The organism is bacterium, from assembly GCA_021372615.1.
Taxonomy (GTDB): domain Bacteria; phylum Armatimonadota; class Zipacnadia; order Zipacnadales; family UBA11051; genus JAJFUB01.
On record JAJFUB010000121.1, the window covers coordinates 75543 to 98017 of the forward strand.

General features: G+C 68.1%; 14 protein-coding genes. 1 reads left to right on the forward strand and 13 read right to left on the reverse strand.

The window, feature by feature from the left end; translation table 11 throughout:
* Positions 1-177: 177 nt before the first annotated feature.
* The 12 genes from LLH23_17980 to LLH23_18035 all read right to left on the reverse strand — a co-directional run bounded on the left by LLH23_17980 (position 178) and on the right by LLH23_18035 (position 15975).
* Positions 178-2556, reverse strand: coding sequence for a hypothetical protein (locus tag LLH23_17980; protein MCE5240358.1), 2379 nt, complete (start codon positions 2554-2556; stop codon positions 178-180).
* 110 nt (positions 2557-2666) lie between these two features.
* Entirely contained in the window at positions 2667-3401 is a 735-nt protein-coding gene (locus LLH23_17985) for a hypothetical protein (GenBank protein ID MCE5240359.1), read from the reverse strand.
* Positions 3398-5509: a hypothetical protein gene (locus LLH23_17990; protein MCE5240360.1), complete on the reverse strand. Its 2112-nt coding sequence runs from the start codon at positions 5507-5509 to the stop codon at positions 3398-3400. Before LLH23_17990 ends, LLH23_17985 begins: the two co-directional genes overlap by 4 nt.
* A complete protein-coding gene (locus tag LLH23_17995; GenBank protein MCE5240361.1) occupies positions 5506-6447 on the reverse strand; it encodes an ABC transporter ATP-binding protein in 942 nt (313 codons plus the stop codon). The genes LLH23_17990 and LLH23_17995 overlap by 4 nt, the downstream gene beginning before the upstream one ends.
* Positions 6440-6877: a GntR family transcriptional regulator gene (locus tag LLH23_18000; protein MCE5240362.1), complete on the reverse strand. Its 438-nt coding sequence runs from the start codon at positions 6875-6877 to the stop codon at positions 6440-6442. The genes LLH23_17995 and LLH23_18000 overlap by 8 nt, the downstream gene beginning before the upstream one ends.
* A gap of 73 nt (positions 6878-6950) precedes the next feature.
* Entirely contained in the window at positions 6951-7658 is a 708-nt protein-coding gene (locus tag LLH23_18005) for an HAD-IIB family hydrolase (protein ID MCE5240363.1), read from the reverse strand.
* Entirely contained in the window at positions 7640-10003 is a 2364-nt protein-coding gene (locus LLH23_18010; GenBank protein MCE5240364.1) for a toll/interleukin-1 receptor domain-containing protein, read from the reverse strand. Before LLH23_18010 ends, LLH23_18005 begins: the two co-directional genes overlap by 19 nt.
* A 49-nt stretch (positions 10004-10052) precedes the next feature.
* Positions 10053-13490 (reverse strand): right-handed parallel beta-helix repeat-containing protein, encoded by a 3438-nt coding sequence (locus tag LLH23_18015; protein MCE5240365.1) that lies wholly within the window; start codon positions 13488-13490, stop codon positions 10053-10055.
* 90 nt (positions 13491-13580) lie between these two features.
* Positions 13581-14246, reverse strand: coding sequence for a methylenetetrahydrofolate reductase C-terminal domain-containing protein (locus LLH23_18020; protein ID MCE5240366.1), 666 nt, complete (start codon positions 14244-14246; stop codon positions 13581-13583).
* A gap of 31 nt (positions 14247-14277) precedes the next feature.
* Positions 14278-14544, reverse strand: a complete 267-nt coding sequence (locus LLH23_18025) for a hypothetical protein (protein ID MCE5240367.1) — start codon at positions 14542-14544, stop codon at positions 14278-14280.
* A gap of 12 nt (positions 14545-14556) precedes the next feature.
* Positions 14557-15045, reverse strand: coding sequence for a hypothetical protein (locus tag LLH23_18030; GenBank protein MCE5240368.1), 489 nt, complete (start codon positions 15043-15045; stop codon positions 14557-14559).
* A gap of 6 nt (positions 15046-15051) precedes the next feature.
* Positions 15052-15975, reverse strand: a complete 924-nt coding sequence (locus LLH23_18035; GenBank protein MCE5240369.1) for a methylenetetrahydrofolate reductase — start codon at positions 15973-15975, stop codon at positions 15052-15054.
* Between the two features lie 208 nt (positions 15976-16183).
* Between LLH23_18035 and LLH23_18040 the strand changes: the two genes are divergently transcribed.
* Positions 16184-20971, forward strand: a complete 4788-nt coding sequence (locus LLH23_18040; GenBank protein MCE5240370.1) for a hypothetical protein — start codon at positions 16184-16186, stop codon at positions 20969-20971.
* 164 nt (positions 20972-21135) lie between these two features.
* Here the strand turns inward: LLH23_18040 and LLH23_18045 are convergent, their stop codons facing one another.
* The gene (locus tag LLH23_18045; GenBank protein MCE5240371.1) at positions 21136-22452 is read right to left on the reverse strand and encodes a sugar ABC transporter substrate-binding protein; all 1317 of its coding nucleotides are present in this window, start codon (positions 22450-22452) and stop codon (positions 21136-21138) included.
* Positions 22453-22475: the final 23 nt, after the last annotated feature.

A 22475-nucleotide genomic window follows, 5' to 3' on the forward strand; every position in this document is an offset into this window, starting at 1 on the left:
CTGCTGATGCACCTTTCGATCTGCCGCGTGGGCGGGTGTGTCCTCGCACCCGCAACTGGTCGCGTGGCCGGGTGTGTCCTCACACCCGCAGCCCTCATTGGGCGCGTGAGGACACGCGCCCCCACGCGACATCCTTGCCCCACGCGATCTGCACGGCTGTTTCGCGTCCCGGCCGCCCTATCCCTCCAGCTTCACCGGCATCGGCCCGCCCGGCGTCAGCACAACGGCTTCCGTCTCGGTGCGCGGGCCGAACCCGAAGGGCTCCGTCGTGACGCCCTGCGCCGTCAGGCGCGCGTTCCACAGCTTCGCCTGCAGCCACGGGATCGGGTGGGCCGAGGTAACGACGCCGTGATCGCCCGAGGCGCCCGGGTTGGCGGCGTAGCTCTCGGCCCAGGCGTCGAGGTACTCCGGCTGGCCGAAGCGCATGGCGCAATAGCCCAGCAGCCGCCCCAGCGAGTTCTGGTGGAACATGGGGTCCTCGGGCGTGCAGAGCTGCAGCAGGCGGCCACTGTGCAGGTCGAGATGGCGCGGCTCGCCGTTGAAGTCGTGCTGGTAGCTCCAGCCCATGACGCCCCGATGGTCGAAACGCGCCGCCATCAGCCAGTCCGCGCAGCGCTTGATGCACGCCAGCAGGACCTCATCATCGGGGAACAGCTCCAGGTAGTCCAGGACGCCCTCGGTGGCCATCAGGGCCATCCAGGGCTTGGTGATGTAGCAGCCCCACTGGTGGATGCCGCTGCCGCCGGCTTGGTCGCCGAAGCTGCCGTTGGGCCGCTGCGACTGGGCCACCATGACGGCTCCGGCGTGGGCGAGGCGGCGGTAGTGCTCCTCGCCGAAGTAGCGATAGAGCATGGTGGCGCTGCGGACGTACTTGCCGTCGCGGCCGACAGCCAGGCGCGGCCAGGAGTTCTTCTGCACCCAGTGGGCGTTGTCCACCACAGCCTGCGCGGCCTCCAGCAGATACGGCACGCCCGTCTCCAGGTAAGCCGCGATGGTGCCCAGGACGCGGTTCATGGGCGGGGCGAAGGCATGGCCGCCGAAGCCGTGCATGCGGACGAGCTTGGCCGAGTGGTCAATCGCCACATCGGTGAAGTGCCAGGCGGAGCGTAGGGCGTTGTCGTAGTCCTCGCCCACACCGGACAGGTAGGCCAGCAGGAACATGGCCCACGGCGCCTCGCCCTCCCAACCGGCCTCGCTGCGGCCGCTGGCGGCCGCCTGGGCCTCGGCGCTGGCGTGCCGCGGCAAGGCCCCGTCCTCGAAGCCGCCCTTGACGATGAACTGCCGGCAGTAGTCGCGGCAGGCGTCCAGCGTGCGGTCATAGGCGTTGCTGACCGGCAGGAGCGACTCGGGCAGGAAGTCCTCGCACACGCCATACCACCAGGCGGGCGGCAGGTAGCGCACCACGCGCGGTGAGCGGTCCGACAGGCTCAGCGTGAAGCGCAGCGTCCGCGCCATGCCGCGCGGGAACAGATGGTCCTCGGCATGCCAGATGAAGCTATCCTGGTTGATCTGCCGGCTCCAGTTCCCGCTGTACACCTCGACGCCCATGTACGGCTGCCAGACGAGAAAGCCGTCGCCGTTGCCGTTCCCGTTGCCGTTGCCGTTGCCGTTGCCGTTGCCGTTCTCCCCCTCCCCTGTGGGGAGGGGGCCGGGGGGTGGGACGCCGTCGCCTTCCAGCGGCACGAACTCCAGCCGTCCCGGCTGCTCCGGCGTCGCCAGCCGCGCCGCCTCACTCACATCGAAGCGCACCCCGCCGATCTCGGGGAAGGGCTTCTGCCCGGTCCATTCGCCCTGGTCTTCGGGTTCCTCCGTCACGCGGAAGCCGATCACCGGCACGACATCCTCCAGGTCGGCCCCATCGTCGAAGAACTTGCTGTTGATGTGGTGGGCGAAGATCTCGCACACGCCGTTGCTGTGCAGGCGCGCGGTGATGCGTCCGTTGAGCCAGTTGTGCTTGTGGAGCAGGTGGTAGGCGTAACCCTGGCCGAGGGCCTCCTCCTTCAGGAAGGGCAGCCGCGGGATGACGCCGCCCATCTCGACGAGGCGGCACTCCGGCGTCTCCTCCAACACGATGAGCCGGCAGGCTTCCCACCAATGCACTTCCTCATCCCGGTGCATCTCCTCGTCCCCGCAGTGCGGGCTTCCAGCCCGCCCCAAGCGCAGGCCCATCGCGATCCCGATGGACTTGTCGCCATGGCTGAGCTTCAGCACGTGCCGCTCCCACATGAGACCCTCCTCCTGGCAGCGGGCGAACAGCTCCATCTCGGCGGTCGGCGGCGCGGCCTGGGGAGCGGCGGGGGCGGTCAGGTGCAACTGCTCGGGGGCGGTGTCGCCGCCGTCGGCGATCATGAGCAGGCGACGGGGCGAGCCCTCGGGCTCGCCGGGCCACTGGCCGAGGGGCGTGACATAGGTAGGCTTCCCGTTCAGGGCGGGCGCCTGTGCCGCGGCTCGCGGCCAGGGAAGGGACATGATCCATAGCCCGGCAGGCTCGTCACCGCCGAGACGTGACAGGGGCAGGTCAGGCAAGTGCTGCAAGAGGAGGTCGGCTGAGGCCATCAGGTCAACTCCGCGCAAGGCATGGGTGCACACAACGCGCGGAGTGTTCACTGCGGGGAGAGCGAATACCTGTCTGGCGTGGGTGCGGACCTCCCGGACGCGCCGGCGCTCTACCACCAGGCGATGAGCAGCGCCAGCACCCCCATGGCGGTGAAGACCACGAGCAGGCTCAGTGAGCAGAGCCGTCGCCGGCCGGTCTCCAGCAGCGGCAGACGCACCCAGGCCAGGGCGGCGGCAAGCAGGCCCGCCCCGGCCAGCACCAGCGCGATGGCCCCCGGCCATGGTGTGATCCCGCGCGCGCCGACCCGGAAGGCGACGGTGGCGAGGTCGCCCAGCGCCAGGGCTGTCACAGCCGCCAGGCCCGCCGCCATGGGCGGCGATCCTACCAGCGCCGACGACAGCAACCCCAGCGTGTACGCGCTGGCCAGCAGCGCGACGAAGCAGTGCTGCACCTGACGCGCCTCGGCCAGCCCTAGCGGCAGGCTCCACACCTGCTGCGCCTGCGGGCCCACGATCGCCACGCAGCAGGCATACCCCAGCCCGATGGCCGCAGCGGCTGTGGCGGCTCCGGCCGCAGCCTTCAGGCCCCACACCGCCCCCCGGCGGAGCGGCCAGGAGGCCAGGAAGACCTGCTGGGCGCGGCTTTCGCGGGCCAGGGCCTGCGCGCCTCCGAACAGCGCCAGGGCGAAGCTGAGCACGATGTAGAACCACAGGCTGCTGCCCAGGTCCTGCCCGCGGAAGCGGTGCGCACGCACATCCAGCAGGGCCATCAGCACCATGGCCCCCCACGCCAGCAGCGCGGGCAGGAGCACTTCCCGCAGCTCTTTGACCAACAGGGCCCTCACGGTTGGGCTCCCGGGCCGGGACGTGACGGGGCTTTGGGCTTCTTCCGGGACCTCTCCATCTCGTCCGTCAGCCAACTGTGGGCCTGCACGATCGTGCGCTCCTGGCCATCCGGAGTGAGGGCGACCAGGGTCTCGTCATCGCGCTGCATGACGAACTCGCCGGTGGCCGTCCAGCCCACCAGCCCCCCCGAGGCGAACCCGCCCAACTGGCCGGCGGGGATGGTCCTCATCTGGCCCGAGGCCTCCAGGAGGATCAGCTTACTCGCCGACTGTTGGCCCTCCCATTGCTCCAGCATGAGCACCAGCCGCCGCTCATCCGGCGACCACACCGGGCCCTCCAGCTGACTATGCCACGTGGCGGCGGGGAGGGTGAACCAGGGCCCTACCCGGCCGGAGGCCAGGTCCAGCAAAGCCACCCGCCCCGACCGGGGCGGCTCCTCGAGGTAGGGGCGCTCCCCATCGCTGACCAGGCAGTATCGCCCCTCCGGGGACAGGCCGTCGTCAAGCGGCTCCACCCCGGCCACCTCGAAGCGTGGTCCGCCGTCCAGGCGGAAGAACGTGGTCTTCAGCCAGCGCTTCTGGGTATTGGTGCGATAGGTGACAGTCTTCTGCGTGCGCTTGCCGTCGCGGCCGACAGTGTCCACGGTGCGCGTGACCGTCTTCTGTTGGCTGCGCGGTGTCGGCGTCCAGGTGCTGCTGTCGCCGGCGAACCAGACGGTGCTCTGCGAGAGCGGGTCGGCGCCGATGATCGCGAGGCCCGGGCTGGCCCCCGGTGGCCGCCAGGGCAGCTTTGCCTCCGTAACCGCGCCCGAGGGCACGGCGATGCGCTTGAGCACCTCGCGGTACGGCTGCTGCTGGTGCTCGCGCACGAGGATGGCGCTGTCGTCGGGCAGCCAGGTCACCAGCCAGGGCTCGTAGCGGGGCGGGGTCACCTGGCCCATCTCGCGCCAGGTGCCAACCTCGATGATCTGGCCGCCGATGAGCAGGTACTTCCCCTGCGGTGAGGCATACAGGCGCTCCCCCCCGGTGTAGACCGGTTGCGCGGCGGGTCGGGCAGCCTGCGTGTCCAGCACACTCCACTGCACCTGGCCGTTCGCCGAACTCCAGGAGCGCGTGAGCATGCGGCCGGGCCCGCGGGTCACCGTCTCGATCTCATTGCTGAGCAGCAGTCGCCGGCTGTCCTTGAGCCAGCAGAGCTGACGCACCCTCTGGCGCGACAGCCGGCGCAGCTTCGTGCCATCGGCGTTGACCAGCCACACGCCCTGCCCGAGCATCCCGTCCGCGAAGGCGATCTGGCGGCCATCGGGGCTCAACTGGGGCTGCATGACGCCCTGCGGTGCGGGCTTGCGCAGCACCACGGAGGCCACACTGGCGAGGCTCAGCAGAACCGCCACGGGCAGAATCAGGACCGTCGCGGCCAGCAGCCCGCGCTTGGCCCGCCGGCCGTAGTCCAGGAGCGGCGCCGTCGTGAAGGCATACACCGACGACGCGAGCAGGGCCACGACGGACCACAGCCAAAATGCCAGCGTCAGTTTGAGGGAGAGCCGAGGGTCCAGGTCCATGCGCGAGAAGCGCAGCACCGTACCGACCACCACCGGGACCGCGGAGATCGCGGCGACGGCGTAGCCCAGAACCAGGGTCAGGCCGAAGGCATACAGCGACGTGCGGGTGATGCTCGAGGCGAAGAACGCCGTGACGAGGCCCACCCCCACCGTGGCGAGCAGCGTGGCCAGCAGCGTGCCGAGCCCCGTGCTCCCGCCCGACTGTGCCGGGTGTAGGGCGGACAACCACACAACGGCCAGGGCGACGGGAACGGTGGCGAGGCACGTAGTCACCACACGCGTCAGCAGCTTGGCGAGCCACCAGCGCGCCCGCGACACCGGCCACCGCCCGCCCCATTCCACCATCCCGCGCCCGCCCTCGCCGGCGAAGGCTTCACAGCCCATGTACGCCACGAACAGCCACAGCCCCATGGTGTACAGGCCGGCCGTGCCCTTGCTCCACCAGTGCTGCAGGTACAGGATGGCGGTCAGGAGGGCCATGAAGGCGACAAAGCCCAGCGGCACCCAGATGGTCTCGCGCAGCTCCTTGCGTAGCAGGCCGATCATGCGTCCCCACCTCGCGCGTACGCCACGAAGATGTCCTCCAGCGACAGATTCTCGACATACGCCGACAGCGCCCCCGCGTCGTGTAGGCGCTGGAGGGTGTCCACGCCATAGTCGCTCACGATCCAGACTTGCTGCCGCCCTTCGTCCTGGCGGTGCAACGTGCCGGGGAGGGTGAAGCCGACGGCATCCTCACCCCCGGCCCCTCTCCCTCGCGCTTCGCGCTCCGGAGAGGGGGGGAACGGCTCGGGGAAGGTGGCGACGACCCGCTTCACCTTCGCCTGCAGGTCCTCCAGCGACGACTGCACCACCAGCCGCCCCTCGTGCAGGATGCCGATCCAGTCCGCCACGCGCTCGACATCCTCCAGGATGTGCGAGGAGAAGAAGACCGTCGTGCCGGTCTCCGCCAGCGCCGCCACGATGCTCTCCATGAACTCGCGCCGCACGAGCGCGTCCAGGCCCATCGTAGGGTCATCGAGGATCAGCAGCTTCGGCCGCGACGCCAGCGCCGCCATGAGCGCCGCCTTGCCCTGCATCCCCCGTGAGAGTTGCCCGAGCTTGCGGTCGGCCGGCAGCTCCAGCCGCACGCGCAACTGCTCAGCCAGCGCCCTGTCCCAGCGTGGATGCACCCCAGCGCCAAAGCCCATCAGCCCCTGCACGGTCATCCAGTCGGGCATCTGCACCCGCTCGGGCACGTACGACACGACCCGCTTCATCGCCACGTCCTGCTTGAACGGGTCGTACCCCATCACACGGATGCTGCCCTGGTCGGGGAGCAGCAGCCCCATGAGCATCTGGATCGTCGTCGTCTTCCCCGCGCCGTTGCGCCCCAGGTAGCCGTAGACGCTGCCCTCGGGCACGGCGAGGCTCACCTCGTCTACCGCCACCACGCGGCCAAAGCGCCGGCACAGGTTAGCGGTGCTGATCGCGGCTTCACTCATCGTGATCCCTCCGTGGCCTGAGCGGTGAACCGGGACGTCCGACGACCCCTGCCTGCCCGGCTTCGTCAGTGATCTCATCAAAGGCCTGCCGCAGATCAGGCAGCGTCAGCCCCACGCTGAGCCCCAGGGCCACTATCCCGCGCATCTTCTGGCGCACGAGGTCGGCCGTCTGGCGGTCCACGCAGGCCAGCGCCTCGTCGGCGACAAAGGTGCCGCTGCCCTGGCGGGAGACCAGCAGGCCCTCGGCCTGCAACTCGCGGTAGACGCGAGCGACGGTATTGGGGTTGAGGCGGAGTTCGGCGGCGAGTTCGCGGACGGTGGGGAGCTGCTCTCCGGCCCGGACAGCGCCCGTGGCGACGGCCAGGCGCATCTGCTCTTTGATCTGCAGATAGAGGGGCGTGCCGGAGTGGGGGTCCAGCGAAAGGTACATTGTACTAGTACAATAGTACAATCACTGGGGCGTTGTCAAGGGTGATTGCGCCGGGGCAGGTTGCGCCGGGGCGTCAGGGCAGCCCGACCCACTCCTGCAGGAGCGCCAGGGCAGCCACGATGTCACTCACCACGCGGGCAGAGACATCGCCCAGTCGAGCCGGATCGCCTAGCCATAGCGGCAGGTCCACCTCTGGCATCATGGACAGGTCATTGCTCGAGTCTCCGACGGCGGCCAGGTGGGTCCTGGGCACCCCCAGGTGCGCCGCCAGGAGTGACAGGGCCGCCCCCTTGCTGAAGCGACGCACCGCCCAGTCCACGCTGTCGGAGTGAACGAACTGCTGCAGCGAGATGGGGTCACCCGGTCCGACCTCCGCGGCGATCTGCTCCGGCGTCGGCGCCCCGGGCCCGGGGAAGGCGGTGACGTTGACAGTGTTGGGCTGGAGGAACACCCGGTCACCATAGCGCTCGGCGACTCGCTGGCGTACGCTCTCCAGGCCGGCGAGTTCGTCAGCCCGAAGCGGCTGGGCGAGTCGCTCGGCCGGCATGGTCGAGCCCAGCCAGATCTCGGCGCCGTTCTCGCCAATGAGGGACGTGTCCATCAGCCCCAGGCCGCGGGCCAGGCCGGCGAGGTAGACGCACGGCTTGCCCGAAGCGAAGACCAGGCGGACATCTGCGGCGACCAGACGCTGCAGGGCCGCCACCACGCCGTCCTGCGGGGGCCTGTTGAGCGGCATGAGACAGTCATCAATGTCGAAGGCGATCAGATGATACGGTGGCACTGCCTGCACCTCGTAACGGATTGGGGGGTGAAGAGGGTGTCGTCGCCCTCACGGAACTTGTCCTCCGAGACAACGGCACTGACCAGGCCGGCAGGGACGGTCTCCGAGCGGGGGTATCTCTCACTGCTCCTGGCGACATACGCGGAGGCCTCGGCTTCGTGGACGTACGCCGATGCGGGCATCGGCCCAACTCGCCGCCCCGGGTCAGATCTCCGGTAGGGCGACCGTGGCACCAGGCTCGTGAGCTTCTTGGCTCGCTCAGCGAGAACCCATAGGGGCTTGCCGCAGCCGTGGACGATGTGGGCGAAGGTGAGACAGCCCAGGCTGTTGGCCACGAGTTCGTCCTGGCGGCCGATCCACACCTCGCAGCCCATGAGGGCTGTCGTGTGCTCGTGCTCCGGCCTCGTCAACAGGTGAGCCAGAGCCACGTCGGGAACGACTTCGAGCGTCAGCCCCGGGTTCTGGAGCTTGCGGAGCCTCTCGAGTTCCTCCACGGCCTGTAGCGTCGGGCCCTCGCCGACGGGGCGCATCAGCGGCACCAGCACTCGCACCTCTCTCCCCGCCAGGACGCAGTGCTGGATGAGCGTATGGACCGGGCGACTGTGGCCGAAGATGACGAAGCTCAGGTCGCCCTCGGCGGGCAGCTTGGCGCAGGCATTCGCGGCCAGGGCCGACAGCGGGTAGTCGCACTGGAAGCACCCCTGGCGTCCCGCGGCCAGCGGAGCAGGCTGCCGGCCGCGCCGGAGCACCTCGAAGCGTCGCCGGAGCAACTTGAACGAGACATTCGCGGTTCTCTGCAGTTCGCTCCGCAGCCAGTGCGGCAACTGCAGTTCCGGCCGCTGCAGGATGATCCCATGGACCAGCCGGCGCATCGTATCGCGAGCTTCAGTCGGGCTGACGTGGCGCTGGTCCACCTCCTCCGTCAGCGCCAGAGCCGAACTGATGGCGTAGTCGGCGACCGCACTGGAGCTGCTGACCACCGCCTCCGGGTCGGTATAGGCTGACGCCCCCAGTAGGATGCAGTCCTGCCAGGTGAAGGCAGGCCGCCCTGCCGACGTCCTGCTGACGTCGGGCGTCACCGTCCACTCGCCAATCAGGGGCCGCAGTTGGAGCAGCATCCGCTCCAGGTAACCCCTGGCCTGGCGTGACACCAGGTCCAGGGCTGGCCCTGTCTGCGTGATGAAGAGGGTGATCTCCCGCTCGCGGCGGTCCGCGCGGACCGCCGAGACCATCTGGCTGCGCATCCAGAAGGCAGCGTCGGCGATCTGCTCGCCGCTGCCCTCGGCCGGCCGGCAGTCTCTGGGCAGCTCGGACGGGAAGCACCGGTCGCGGATGGTCTCCGTCCACGCGTTGGCCTGACCGTAGAGCTGCCAGTAGCTGGCGGGCCCGCGCAGCAACCCCAGGTCACAGGCGTTGGCGAGACGGAAGAGGGCCGCGGCTTCGGCGGCTGCCGGTCGGGCTGACAGCTCGTGCAGGTTGGTGCGGACGTTGTGGTAGTAGCACAGGTCGGCAATGAGCAGCGCTTCGTCAGGGCTCAGCTCCGCCTCGCCGGCCAGCTCGTAGACCGCCGCTCGCGAACGGCAGTGGTGCTGGCCGCGTTGGCTGGCTCGTCCCCCCGCAGACGAGCCCCCGCAGGCACCGGGGAAGCGACTGAAGCGGCCCCAGTCGTGCAGGCAGGCGGCGGCGGCCAGCGCGAACACAGCCTCCCGGTCCTCGCACAGCGGCAGGGGCAACAGGCCACTCAGCGCCGTCAGAATGCCGTTGGTGTGGCGCAGGCCATGGACGGTCGGGTAGTCTGGGGACGGGGTGCCGCTGAAGTGGCGGACCGTCTCTGTGGCCAGCCATCTCAGACGCTCGCGGTCGTTTCCGTCCAACTGGACTGGCCCCAGGCGCTCCAACAGCAGATCGTGATCCAGACGGTCCCTGAGCGAGCCAACGCCATCCTCGCGTAGCCTCTTGGCGAGTTGAGCGATCCCCTTGCCCGTGTCTCCCCCGATCTCATGGCGGTTCAGGGAGGCTACTGCTTGCCACAGCCACCCGGGCGGCAACCCGTTACCGAACATTACCGGGACGACATGACGTTGCTCGGCCAGGGCATGGGCGATCTCCTTGAGCACCCAGTCGGAGCGACGGGTGTCATCCCCGGCGACGACCAGCACAGCCTGGGACCGCGAGATGGCGCGGCAGATCACATCCCAGAACTCCACCCCGAGCGGCACATTGTGATCCATCCAGCACCGGAAGCCCGCCTGCTCAAGCCCGCGGCGCACGTCCTCCGCAAGCCCCGTCTCATCGCGGTTGTAGCTGATGAACACATTGTGTCGGTCCCACACCATGTCCGGCATGTTGGTCCCTCCCGCGCCTGTGCGCACAGCCTGCTCAGTTCATGCCCGCCTACGGCAGTACCTCCCCGTTCACCCGCAGCCACCCGAACCGCAGCGCCACGCCGTCGAAGTCCGTCTCCCGGTAGCGGTTCACCTTCTTGGCCTCGGCCAGGGGGACACTGCGGTCGGGTATGTCCGGCAGCAGCTCGACGGTCACCGTGTGCTCCCCGGCAGGGCCCGACCAGAAGGTCAGCGCCGAGAGCCGCTGGTAGTAGGACCACGGGTCTACCTGCTGGCGCGTGCCCGACACCTTGCCGTCCACGCTGACCCGCGCGATGCCGGTGTCGGGGCCCATCAGGTTGAACGCCCCGACCTCCGTGCCGCGGAAGCGGAAGGTCAGCTTCGCCCCGGGGGTGTTGGTGAACCACACCTCACGGAAGTGGTTGGCGAAGCCCCGCCCCCCGATGTTGTCCGGCGGGAGCTGCTCCCACTTGCCCTCCAGCATCTGCGGGTTGATGGGGACCAGGCGGGCGTTCTCCATGGCCCCCCGGTACAGCGGTGTGGGGAGAGGATGGTCCTTCGCCGTGGCGTTCTTGCTGAGTTGGTCGAGCGCCTGGGTGATGACCTGGGCGTACAAGTCGTTGGCCGCCGCACTGGGCCGCACGCCGTCGGTGGAGAAGACAATCTTGCCCTGCGGGTCCTTGGCCTGCTCGGGGGGCGCCTTGATGATGAGCCGATCCTCCCGCGCCCACTGCGCCACGCGGTAGGCCATGTTGATCCCCGGAATGCCGTAGCGGGCCGCCAGCTTCTCATAGGCGGAGATGTGTGTCGGGTCATTGCCCTCGGCGAGCGCCGCCTCATCGCCGGCGCGGAAGGCGTAGACGAACACCACATCAAGCCCCGGGGCGGCCTTGCGGGCCTGGCGCACAACGCCCTCGACAGCGGCCCAGATGGCGTCCACATTGGTGGTCTGGTCGTCGGAGGCGAAGTCCACGAGGACGAGGTCCGGCTGCTGGCTCAGCACCGCCTGCTCGAAGCGCCACACACTGAAGCCTGACCCGCGGGAGCAGTCGCAGATCGAGGCGTCAATCTCGCTGATCTCGGAGTTGGGGTTATGCTCGCGCAGCCACTTGAGCACCTTGGCGCGCCAGCCATCGGCGTAGTGGATGCCGCCGCCGAAGTACGCGACCTTGACCGACTTGCCGGCGGCGAGCTTGGCGAAGAAGTTGGGGGCGCCATCGCGCGGCACGAACTCCTCGGCCCGGACGGGCTCGTAGCCGGGAAGCTTGAAGAAGCGCTGGGTGGTGAACTCACCGAGGGCGCTGGCGCCGGGGGCCTCCACGATCGGCCACGAGGCCCGCAGCTCGTCCTGGTAGGGGCCGATCTTGTCCTGCGGGATGGGCTTGAAGCCCAGCTTCAGCGCCGGGGAGCCGGGCTTGAGAGCATAGTTGTGCTGGGCCGGGTCCGCGAACAGCGGGTCAGCCACGACGGAGGTCTGGTCCATGCCGGTGGCCCGCCACTCATCCCACGACAGCAGCTTGCCGGCGTCGGGCGCGCGGCGCAGGCTGATCTTCATCTCGACGCCCGGCGGCGGCTGGATGACATTGCCGTCAAACTGGCACTGCCCGAAGGCCTCCCGGTCGGTGCTGTACGAGTACAGCAACTGCCCGCCCTGCCAGCTCGCGCTGCTCTTCTCGCGCAGCCACCTGCTGCCCTCGGCGGTGTAGGCAAAGATATTGCGCAGCACCTTCATCCCGGTCATGCCGGAGGGGTGCTGGATGTCATAGTGCGCCAGCTCGGGGTAGAGCTTCAGATAGGGCGAACCCTCCGTCTGCACGGCCTGGAGCTTCTTGACGATGTCGGGGTAGCATTCCCAGCCATCCCACAGCATCCCGGCGTTGAGCGCCGGGGCGTCCACGACGATGTTGTTCTCCCAGGTGTTGTCCCGCCCGCCGTGGTTGTGCAGCCCGCACATGGGCACCGACCACAGGATGTTGCCGTACACCAGCGTGCCGCTGGTCGGATCGTCCAGATAGATACCCCAGGTGAAGTGCGGGTAGCTGAAGCTGATCTTGCCGTTCTGCACCGGCGCCCACGAGTTGTCTTTGCCGAAGCCCCCGCAGTGGTGGAAGATGTTGAACTGGATCTTGTTGCCGCGCATGGTGAAGTCGCGCGAGCAGTAGTAGATGCCGCCCGTGTCCGCTGAGCCAAGGTTCGTGTGGTGGACGAGATTGTACTCGACCACGTTCTCGTTGCCGCTGAGCGTCATGCCGGCATGGTACGTGTCGTGGATGAGGTTGTGGCTGGCGACGTTGCCCACGCCACTGACGTTGATCCCGGTGTTGTAGGTCTTGGCGAAGACGGCGATGTGGTGGACGACGTTGTTGTCGGCGAAGTTGCGGCCCGGCTCCAGCGTCTTGCGATCGCCGCCGGTCAGCGCGATGCCCCCCGCGCCGGTGGCGTAGACGTCATTCCCCTTCGCGCCCGAGTCGTGCCCCCCGCTGATGCTGAGGCCCCAGCCCCCCGTATTGCGGACGATGCTCTGGGCGATCAGGCTACGCTCGCAGTTGGCGACGACGACGCCCGTGCCGTCGCACCCCTCGATGGTGAGCCCCCGCAGCGTCGTGTACGAGGCGCCGTCGAGCTTGATGAGATCGCCCACGACCGGGGCGAGCACCTCGGCCTTCGCCACGTCGCTCGGCGGCCAGAAGTACAGGCGGCTCTGGTCCGGGTCGAGATACCACTCGCCGGGCGCGTCGAGTTCCTCCAGCAGGTTCTGGACGAAGTAGCGGTCGCCGACGTGCAGGTCGTAGGAGACGTTGCCCTTGACGATGATCTGCCTGTCGTCGCGGTCCACGGCCTTGACCGGGACGACGTTCCAGGCCCAGTCGAAGTACGGGTGGATGCCGACCTCGGCGCGCTCGACGTGGGTCCAGCTCTTCTCCACACCCTCCACGTAGTGGAAGCGATCCTTGATGCCATCGCCATCCACGGCGGCGACGTAGCCCCACTCGCCGCCGTGCGGGTCCTTCGGGTCGAAGTTGGGGCAGCGCGCCAGAACCTGCCGCTCGCCGTTGCAGAAGAGCTGGCGGAAGCGCACCTGCTCCAGCGGCGTGCCCTTCAGGTCGGCCACCATGACCTGGCCCTTCCAGGGCTGGAAGCCGGTGACAGCGCGGCATCCGGCCAGGAGGGGCTTCTCGCCCCTGAAGGCGACGTAGGTAATCGGGGCCTCAGCCGTGCCCGCATCCTCGGCGGTGAGGGCCAGTGTCTCGGTCAGCAGGTAGCGCCCGCCGCGCAGCACGATCTTGACGGGTCCGGCGGCTTTGAGCTTCCGGGCCTCGTCCCGCGCGCGAGCCAGGGTCGCGAAGGGCCCGTCCGGCCCCTTCGGCTCCGCCCGCGTTCCCGACCAGGCGTCATTGCCCGTAGGCGAGACGTACAGAACCGTCTCGGCGGCGTGGCTGGCGCTGGCGACGACCAAGGCGAGCAACACGACAGTCAGGGCACGCATCCGGGCACCTCGCAGACGTGTTGGCAGAGACGAAAAGCCCCTCCACTCGGACGCCCGCGTCCGCCGGGAGGGGCTTCCGGGTGCGACGGACTACTTTCCGCGGCGCGGCTCGAAGACGCGCTTGCCGGGCCGCTTCGTCTTCTGGTAGTTCTTGGCCCCCGCGAAGCTGGCCTCCAGCTTCTCCTTGCCGGGCACCTTGTCGAACCGCTGGTAGATCAGCGTCCAGACACAGTCCTGCTCGGAGTCCACCTCGCACTTGCCCTTGTCGGTGCCGCCGCAGGGGCCGTTGAGCTGGCCCTTGGGGCAGCGAGTGACGGGGCAGATACCGCCGTAGTCAGCGATGACGCACTCGCCGCAGGTGCTGCACCACTCGTGGAGCTGGCCCAGGCGGGTCGTGTCGGCAATGAAGAGCGAGTTGCAGCCCGGGTAGACCGGCTTGTCCTTCACGTTCTCGGTGGCGGCCTGCACGCCGGCCCCGCAGGAGAGCACCAGCACGGCATCGGCGGCCTGCACGGCCGCCTTGTTCTGGCGCAGGAGGCGGCCCAGGTCCAGCACCTGGCACGTCGAATCGGGGATGACACTGCCGGTGACGGTCTTGCCGTGCTCCTGCAGGAACTGCGTCATCTCCGCCACTTCCACTTCGCCGCCGGTCTGGCACAGCGTGGCGCAGTCGCCACAGCCGACGATGAAGATGGCGTCATCTTCCTTCAGCAGGTCGAGTATCTCTTCGCGCGTCTTCTGCTCGGTGGCAGTCATGTTCCAGGCTCAACTCCTGTCAGCGTTTGGACTACCTCACGTCGTCCCAGGTACGGGGCAGGATCAGGGCGATGCGCTGAGCGTCCGGCCCCAGTGCGGCCCTGATCGGGTCCCAGAGCATGTCCTGTCGCTCCTTCTGTGTGAGGTCCTCAAAGGCATCCGATATCACCACGAACTCCGCTCGGTCACGAGGTACCCGGGTGACCCTAATGGTGGCCTCGGGGTCGTGCAGAGCCTGCCGCACAATGCCTTTCACTACTTCCACCAGTTCCTCATAGTCGAGAGCCGTCTGGCTCATGGTGCGGCCTCCTTACGGGCTCTGATTGCCCATCCACGTGACCAGATCGGATGCGGCGTTCACCAGTTGCTCAGCATCTACCCGCGCGCGGTTGGCGGGCGGGCGGTACCGCCAGTCAACCCGCCAGATGGCGCACGCACCCAGATTGGCGGTCATGGTGGTGCTTCGCATGCTCAACCCAGTTGCGTTCCACAGGTCGGTGAGCGAGTGCAGGTCCTTCAGCTTCTTTCCCAGCGCGGCGTCCACATGCGGCTGGATCTGGTCGAACGTGACGCCCGTACCGGGAGCCGGTGTCACCAGGGGGCCGAACCTCCTGAGCAGGAACTCCTTCAGCCCGCACTCCACCGCGTAGCCCGCGAGGTACATTGCCCCGACTAGGTGCCGTGTCATCGCATCGGCGCCGCCAGGATCCAGCGACGGCGGCTGCAGCAGTTCCGCCGCATCCCTGAGCTGCTGCTGGGAGGCAAGCTGGTACTCGGCCTGGGTCTCAAGCTTCGCCATCTGACCCTATCCCCCCACCGGTCCAATCCCCGCCCCGTCCAGGATCGCCGGGACGTGCTTGTCCCAGCCCAGCGGCATCATGTGGATGCCCTGGCACAGCGGCTTCAACTCCGCCACCAGCTTCGCGTGCATCTCGATGCTCTTGGGCACGCGGGTCTCCTTGTCCGCCAGGGCCTCGATCATCCAGTCCGGTACCGTCACGCCCGCCACGTTGGCGTTCATGTACTTGCCCATCATCGGCGTCTTGAGCACCACGACGCCGGCGAGGATGGGGATCGGGCAGTCGCCCAGTCGCTCCATGAAGCTCTCGAAGACCGCCGCGTCGTAGACCGCCTGGGTCTGGCAGAACTGCGCCCCGGCGTCAATCTTCTTGCGCAGCTTCATGATCTGCGGCTCTAGCGGGTCAGCCCCGGGGTTGACGACGCAGCCGAGCGTGAAGACGGGCGGGTCGCCGTCGAGGGCCTCGCCGTCCACCATCTGATCGGGGTTCTTGCGGTCCGGGTAGTACGCCGAGTCCTTGCCCTCCATCAGACGGCTGGCGGCCTTCAGCAACTGCACCGAGTCATAGTCGAATACCGGCCTGGCCTGCGGGTGGTCGCCAAGGGTGGTGTAGTCACCCGTCAGGCACAGCACCTCGGTGACGCCCAGGGCGGCTGCGGAGAGCAGGTCGCTTTGCAGCGCCAGGCGGTTGCGGTCGCGGCAGACCATCTGCAGTACCGGCGACAGCCCGGCCTCCTGCAGCTTGACGCACCCGACGAGGCTCGAGGCGCGCATCACGGCCGACTGGATGTCCGTCACGTTGATGGCGTGCGCCCGGCCCCGGTAGAACTCGGCCTCCTCCACCATGTGCTCCAGGTGGCACCCCTTGGGCGGCGCCACTTCCCCGGTGATGATGAACTGCCCGCTGTCAATGGCTTCGCGAAGTCCCACTGTTCGGCTCCTATCTCGCTCATGTGGTAGCTTCACCTATTCGACAGGGGCGAGCCGATCCCTCCCTCGGCACAGGCCCCCCTCCTGACGCAGGTGAGGGAGCATTATGTAGCGCATGTAGACCCTGACAGCGGGGAAGAACTGGCGCCGGGCGGCACACCAATATGACAGTGCACCAGGCTACAAGCGCCTGACCGGGAGGTCCAGCATGTCACTCGATCCCCTCACCCACAGTCTCTGGCAGAACGTGTTCGTGGTGATCGTCATCGCCCTGACCGTCGGCGGGCTGCTGCTGGCAGCCACGCTGCCCGCGGACGCCGCGGACCTGTCGCCGCTGGGGCTGTATGTTGTCGGCCCCCGCGAGCTACTGGTAGACAGCACCGCCGCGCTCCGCATCGTCGTCACTGACCATCGGGCGCGCCGGTCCGCCCAGGGCGCGCTCGTGACCGTACGCCTGACCAAGCCCGACGCCGCCACCGGCGAACTGCTCGTGAGCAACCGTGCGGACGCGAGCGGTGTGGTAGACGCCGGCTTCGAGGTGCCCGCGGCCGAGACGGGACAGTACGACCTGCTCATCCGCGCCCGCTACGGGGACCACCGCGAGGAGACGCGCCAGCGGGTGGCCCTGCGGGTCGCCAACCAGGTGCTGCTCACGACCGACAAGCCGCTGTACAAACCCGCGCAGATGATCCACATGCGGGCCCTGGCGCTGCGCCGGCCCTCGATGAAGGCGCTGGACGGCGCGCCCGTGGTCTTCGAGGTGAGCGACCCGCGCGGCAACAAGGTCTTCAAGCACAAGACCGCCTGCAATGACTTCGGCGTCGCCTTCGCGGAGTTCCAGTTGGCGGATGAGATCAACCTGGGCGACTACCGCGTGGTGGCGCTGGTCGGCGACGAGCGCGCCGAGAAGAGCATCACCGTCAAGCGCTACGTGCTGCCCAAGTTCAAGGTCACCCTCACCCCCGACAAGGCCTACTACCTGCCCGGTGAGACCGCGAGGGGCACCGTCCAGTGCGACTACTTCTTCGGCAAACCCGTCACGGAGGGGCAGGTCAAGTTGGCCATCAAGACCTTCGACGTGGCCTTCAAGGACATTGCCAACCTGACCGGCACGACCGACGCCAAGGGGACGTGGCCGTTCGAGGTACGGCTGCCGGCCAGCTTCGTGGGCCAGCCCCTGGAGCAGGGCAAGGCCTTCCTGCAGTTCGAGGCCGAAGTCAGCGACCAGGCCGAGCACACTGAACGGGCCGTCGTCAGTTCCCGTGTCGCCGCCGCGCCGCTGGAGATCAAGGCCGTGCCGGAAAGCGGCACGCTCGTGCCCGGCGTGGAGAACATCATCTACGTGCTCGTGACGCGCCCGACTGGCGAGCCGGTGAAGGCCAGAGTGCGATACGTGCCGGTCGAGGGCGGGCCCAAGGTGCAGGCGGTCTCGGCGGCCGAGATGACGACCGATGACCTGGGCATCGCGGAGCTGCACGTCATTCCCGAGGCCGCCGCCGGTGGCGCGGGCCCTACACCCAACGCCCGCTTCGGCCGGGGGCGCATGCCCTTCGCAGTCGAACAGCGCGCCTGGCGCGTTGAGGGCGACGGGCCGACGCAGCCCTGGGCGCTGAAGCTGGCCGCGGCCGCTGCTGACGGCTCGCAGGCCGAGCAGGCGCTGACCGTGCCCGTCGGGAGCGGCAGCGCGGAGAATGCGCTGCTGCTCCGCACCGACAAGGTGCTCTCCCGTGTCGGTGACGCCATCGAGGCCACCGCGTACACGAAGGGGGGCCGAGGCGCGGTGTACTTCGATGTCCTCAAGGACCGCCAGACGATGCTGACGCTCGCGGCGGAGCTGGAGAACGGCCAGGCGCGGGTGCGCGTACCGCTGACCCCGGACCTGGGCGGCAGCATCTGGCTCTCGGCCTACCGCATCGCCCCGAGCGGCGACACCATCCGCGCCACCCGGCCGCTATTCGTGAACCCGGCCAAGGACCTGAACATCGGGATCAAGACCGACCACGACACCTATCGGCCCGGCCCCGACAACATCGCCCAGATCAGCTTCAGCGTGACCGATGCCGAGGGGCGGCCGGTCGCCGCGGCGCTGGGTGTGAACGTCGTGGATGAAAGCCTCTTCGCCATCCAGGAGATGCAGCCGGGCCTGGAAAAGGTCTACTTCTACCTGGAGCAAGAGCTCGCCAAGCCGCGCTACGAGATCCACGGGCTGGGGATGCCCGCGCTCATCGCGCTGAAGCCGGATGCAGAGCCGATCCCGGTCGAGCGCGACCCGCGCAAGCAGCAGGCGGCCCGGGTCATGTTCGCCTCGGTCAAGGCGCCCGACACTCCGATGTTCAGCGCCGACACCTACACCACGCGGCTCAACGAGGCCAAACAGAAGTGGCTCGAGCAACTGCAGCCGAAGGCGCAGAAGATCCAGCAGGCCATCCAGCAGTACAACGGCCGTGAGGGCGGCAGGCATGAACTCACGCCCAAGGACGGCCTGGCCCCGCTCGTGGCCGCGAAGCTGCTGACCAATGACGACCTGCTGGACGTGTGGGGCACCCCCTTTGGCATCAAGCCCATGGACCCCGAGGCCAAGGTGCTCTATGGCGTGATCCTGTGGTCATGGGGTCCGGACAAGGCGAAGGACACCGAGGACGACATGTTCCTCTCGACCGCTTGGAGTTGGACCTGGTTCTCCTCGCTGGAGGACGCCGCGGCGGGTGGTGGGCGGGTGCTGCGGGGGATGGCCATGGACGGCGCCATGCCGGTGCCGATGGTGGCCGCGGCCCCCGGCTTCGCCAAGGGCGCCCGCGGCGAAGCGGGCATGGGCGGGGCGGGGGCGCCGGCGGCGACGGCGGCCGAGAAGCCCGTGCGGGTGCGGCAGTTCTTCCCCGAGACGCTCCTGGTCGAGCCGGCGCTCATCACCGACCAGCGCGGCCAGGCGACCCTCAAGGTCCCCATGGCCGACTCCATCACCTCCTGGCGCCTCACCGCGCTGGCCAACACGGTCAACGGCAGCCTCGGCTCCACGACCGGCAACCTGCGCTGCTTCCAGGACTTCTTCATTGACATTGACCTGCCCGTGTCGCTCACCCAGGGCGACCGCGTGTCCATCCCCGTGGCGGTCTACAACTACCTGCCGCAGGCGCAGAAGGTGCGTCTGGAGCTGACGAAGGCCGACTGGTTCGAGCTGACCGGCCCGGACAAGCACGAGTTGGAGATCGCGGCCAATGACGTGGATGTGCGCTACTTCACCATCACGGCCAAGAAGCTGGGCAGCGGCAAGATCCTCGTGCACGGCACTGGCAGCCGCATGAGCGATGCCATCGAGCGCGTGGCCGACGTCGAGCCCAACGGCAAGCTGATGGAAGAGAGCAAGAGCGGACGGATCGGCGCCGGCGAGCCCGTCAGCCAGACCGTCACGATCCCGGAGGGGGCCGTCGCCGACGCCAGCAACATCCTGGTCAAGGTCTACCCCGGCATCTTCTCGCAGGTGGTCGAGGGTCTCGATAGCATCCTGCGGATGCCCTGTGGCTGCTTCGAACAGACCTCGTCGAGCACGTATCCGAATGTGCTGGTGCTCGACTACATGAAGTCCGTCAACAAGATCAGCCCCGAGATCCGCATGAAGGCCGAGGGCTTCATCAACACGGGCTACCAGCGGCTGGTGTCGTTCGAGGTCAAGGGCGGCGGGTTCTCATGGTTCGGTGACGCGCCGGCGAACAAGGTCCTGACCGCCTTCGGCGTGATGGAGTTCTCGGACATGGCGCGCGTGCACGAGGTGGACCCGAACCTGATCGCCCGCACCCAGCAATGGCTGCTCTCCCAGCAGCAGGCCGACGGTTCCTGGCAGGCGGACAAGCAGTACCTGCACCAGGAGGCCTGGGGCCGCATCCAGAACAGCGCGCTCCCGCCGACCGCGTACCTCAACTGGGCGCTGGCCTATAGCGGCTGCAAACTCGAGGGCGTGAAGAAGGCCGATGGCTGGCTGCGACAACACGCCGACGAAGCGCAGGACCCCTACGTGCTGGCCATGGTCGCCAACGCCCTGGTGCAGGGCGACCTCGTGCTCGGCGGCGCATCGCGGAGCGATGCGCGCGGCGAGACGACCAGCGTCACCAACAGGGCCTTGGACCGGCTCATCGGCATGGCCAAGCGCGAGAAGGGGCAGATGTGGTGGGAGAGCAAGATGACCGGCATCACGCACAGCAGCGGCCAGAGCGCAGACCTGGAGGCCACCGGCATGGCGGCCCTGGCGCTCATCGCCGCCGCCCGCAGCGGTGAGGCCACTGAGGTCCTCAACTACCTCATCGCCAAGAAGGACCCGCAGGGCACCTGGTACTCCACCCAGGCGACGACGCTGGCCCTGCGCGCCCTGATGGCTGCCCAGAAGGGCGCGACGGCCCAGGTGGACGCCCAGGTGGCGGTGGAGGTCAACGGCAAGACGCTGGACACCTTCAAGCTGACGCCTGACAACGCCGACGTGTTGCGGCAAGTGGATGCCCGGTCGGTCGTCAAGCCCGGCGCGAACACCGTGAGCATCAAGTTCACCGGCAAGGGCAGCAGCCTGTATCAGGTCGTCGGCAAGTACTACATGCCGTGGGCGCAGATCAAGCCGGCCCCCGGCGAGGCGCTCGACATTGACCTGAAGTACGACCGCACCACCCTCGCCAAGGATGACATGGTCACGGCCGATGTGACCGTGACGAACAAGCTGCCCGCCACCACGAGCATGATCATCGTGGATCTGGGCATTCCGCCGGGGTTCGAGGTGCAGGCTGAGGACTTCGAGAACCTGATCGAGAAGGAGACGCTGCAGAAGTACACGCTCACAGGCCGGCAGGTCATCTGCTATGTGGAGAAGCTGACCCCGCAGCAGGTCCTGAAGTTCAGCTACCGTCTGCGGGCCAAGTACCCGATCCGCGCCCAGACGCCCAAGAGCCGTGTGTACGAGTATTACAACACGGACCGCCAGGCCGAAGCGCGGCCGGTAGATGTGGTGGTGCAGTGACGGTGGGGGCTGGGGATTGGGGATTGGGCATTGGGCATTGGGGAAGGACGAGGCAGGGCCGGCCATGGTGGCCGGCCCTGCCGTTTGGACCGCGGGCTTTCCAGCCCGCGGGGTCGTACGTGAGGACGGCAAAGGCGCGGGCTGGAAAGCCCGCGCTCCTACGGCTACTTCCCCCGCAGCTTCTGCAGCATGGCGTTCACATCCGCCGCGGCCTTCTTCAGGCCCGCCTGCACTGTGGTCTTGCCCACCCAGATCAGATCGAGCTGGTTCTGGATCAGGTCCTTGACCTGCGACCACTCGGGGATGTTCTCGGCCTGACGGGCATAGCTCAGGGCGTCCACGAAGACCTTGCGGTTGTAGTCGGTCTCAGTCTGGGCATAGGCGCCGTTGAGCACCGACAGTCGCGAGGGCATCTTCTCCAACCGGTCGGCCATCATCGTCTGGGCCTCGGCTGACAGCAGGTAGTGGAACAGCTCCCAGGCCTCGTCCGGGTGCTTGGTGCCCGACCAGATGCCGTAGTTTTCGGTCCCCAGCAGCGTAGCCGGCGCCTGCTTGCGCGGCAGCGGCGCCACATCCCACTGCAGGTTCTTGGTCTGGCGCAGCAGTTGGATGTCCCACGGGCCGGTCATGTACATGGCGATGTGGCCCTGTACGAAGGCGTTGAGGGCCGCGTTCTGCTCGGCGTTGTCCGACGAGGCCGCTACCTTGTGCTTGTAGCGCAGGTCGTACAGGAACTGGACGGCCTCCGTGGCCGCGGGGGAGTCGAGCACGCACTGGCTCCGGTCCTCGCTCATCAGCGCGCCGCCGTTCTGCCACAGCCACGGGTACATGCGCGCGCCCCAGAAGTCTATCACGCAGCCCCACTGGTCCGGCTTGCCGTCGCCGCTCGTGTCCTTGGTCAGCGCCTTGGCGCTCTTCAGATAGTCATCCCAGGTCCACGACTTGCCGCTGGCCGGATAGGGCACTTTGGCTTCGTCGAACAGGGTCTTGTTGTAGAAGAGCGAGTAGACGGAGGTGTAGCGCGGGAGGGAGTACAGCTTGCCCTCGTAGCGGCAGATGTCCAGGATGGCCGGGCTGAAGTCCTGCTCGTCGCCAGCCTGCTTGACGCGGTCGCCGATGTCCAGGAGCGCGCCCTTGGCGGCCATGGGGATGAAGAAGGCTCCGTGGATGGCCATGACATCCGGTCCGGCCTGCCCCGAGATCATCGTCTGCAGCTTCGTCATGGCCTGCTGGCTGCCGCCGGGAGCGTTCTGCAGCTCCACGGTGATCTTCGGGTGCGACTGCTCGAACTTCTTGATGAGTTCGAGGTTGACGGCCTCCTCATCGGGAGGCGTGTAGGTGAACAGCACGAGCTTGGTGCCGGCGCCCTGGCCGGGCCCGGCGGCCGCTCCGGGCGGCTGCGTCGGCTGCTCCACACGGGTGCAGCCGTAGAGCGTCAGGACCAGCAACGGCAGCAGCAACAGTAACCACCAGCGAGACATGAGGAACCCTCCGCTTGTCGTAA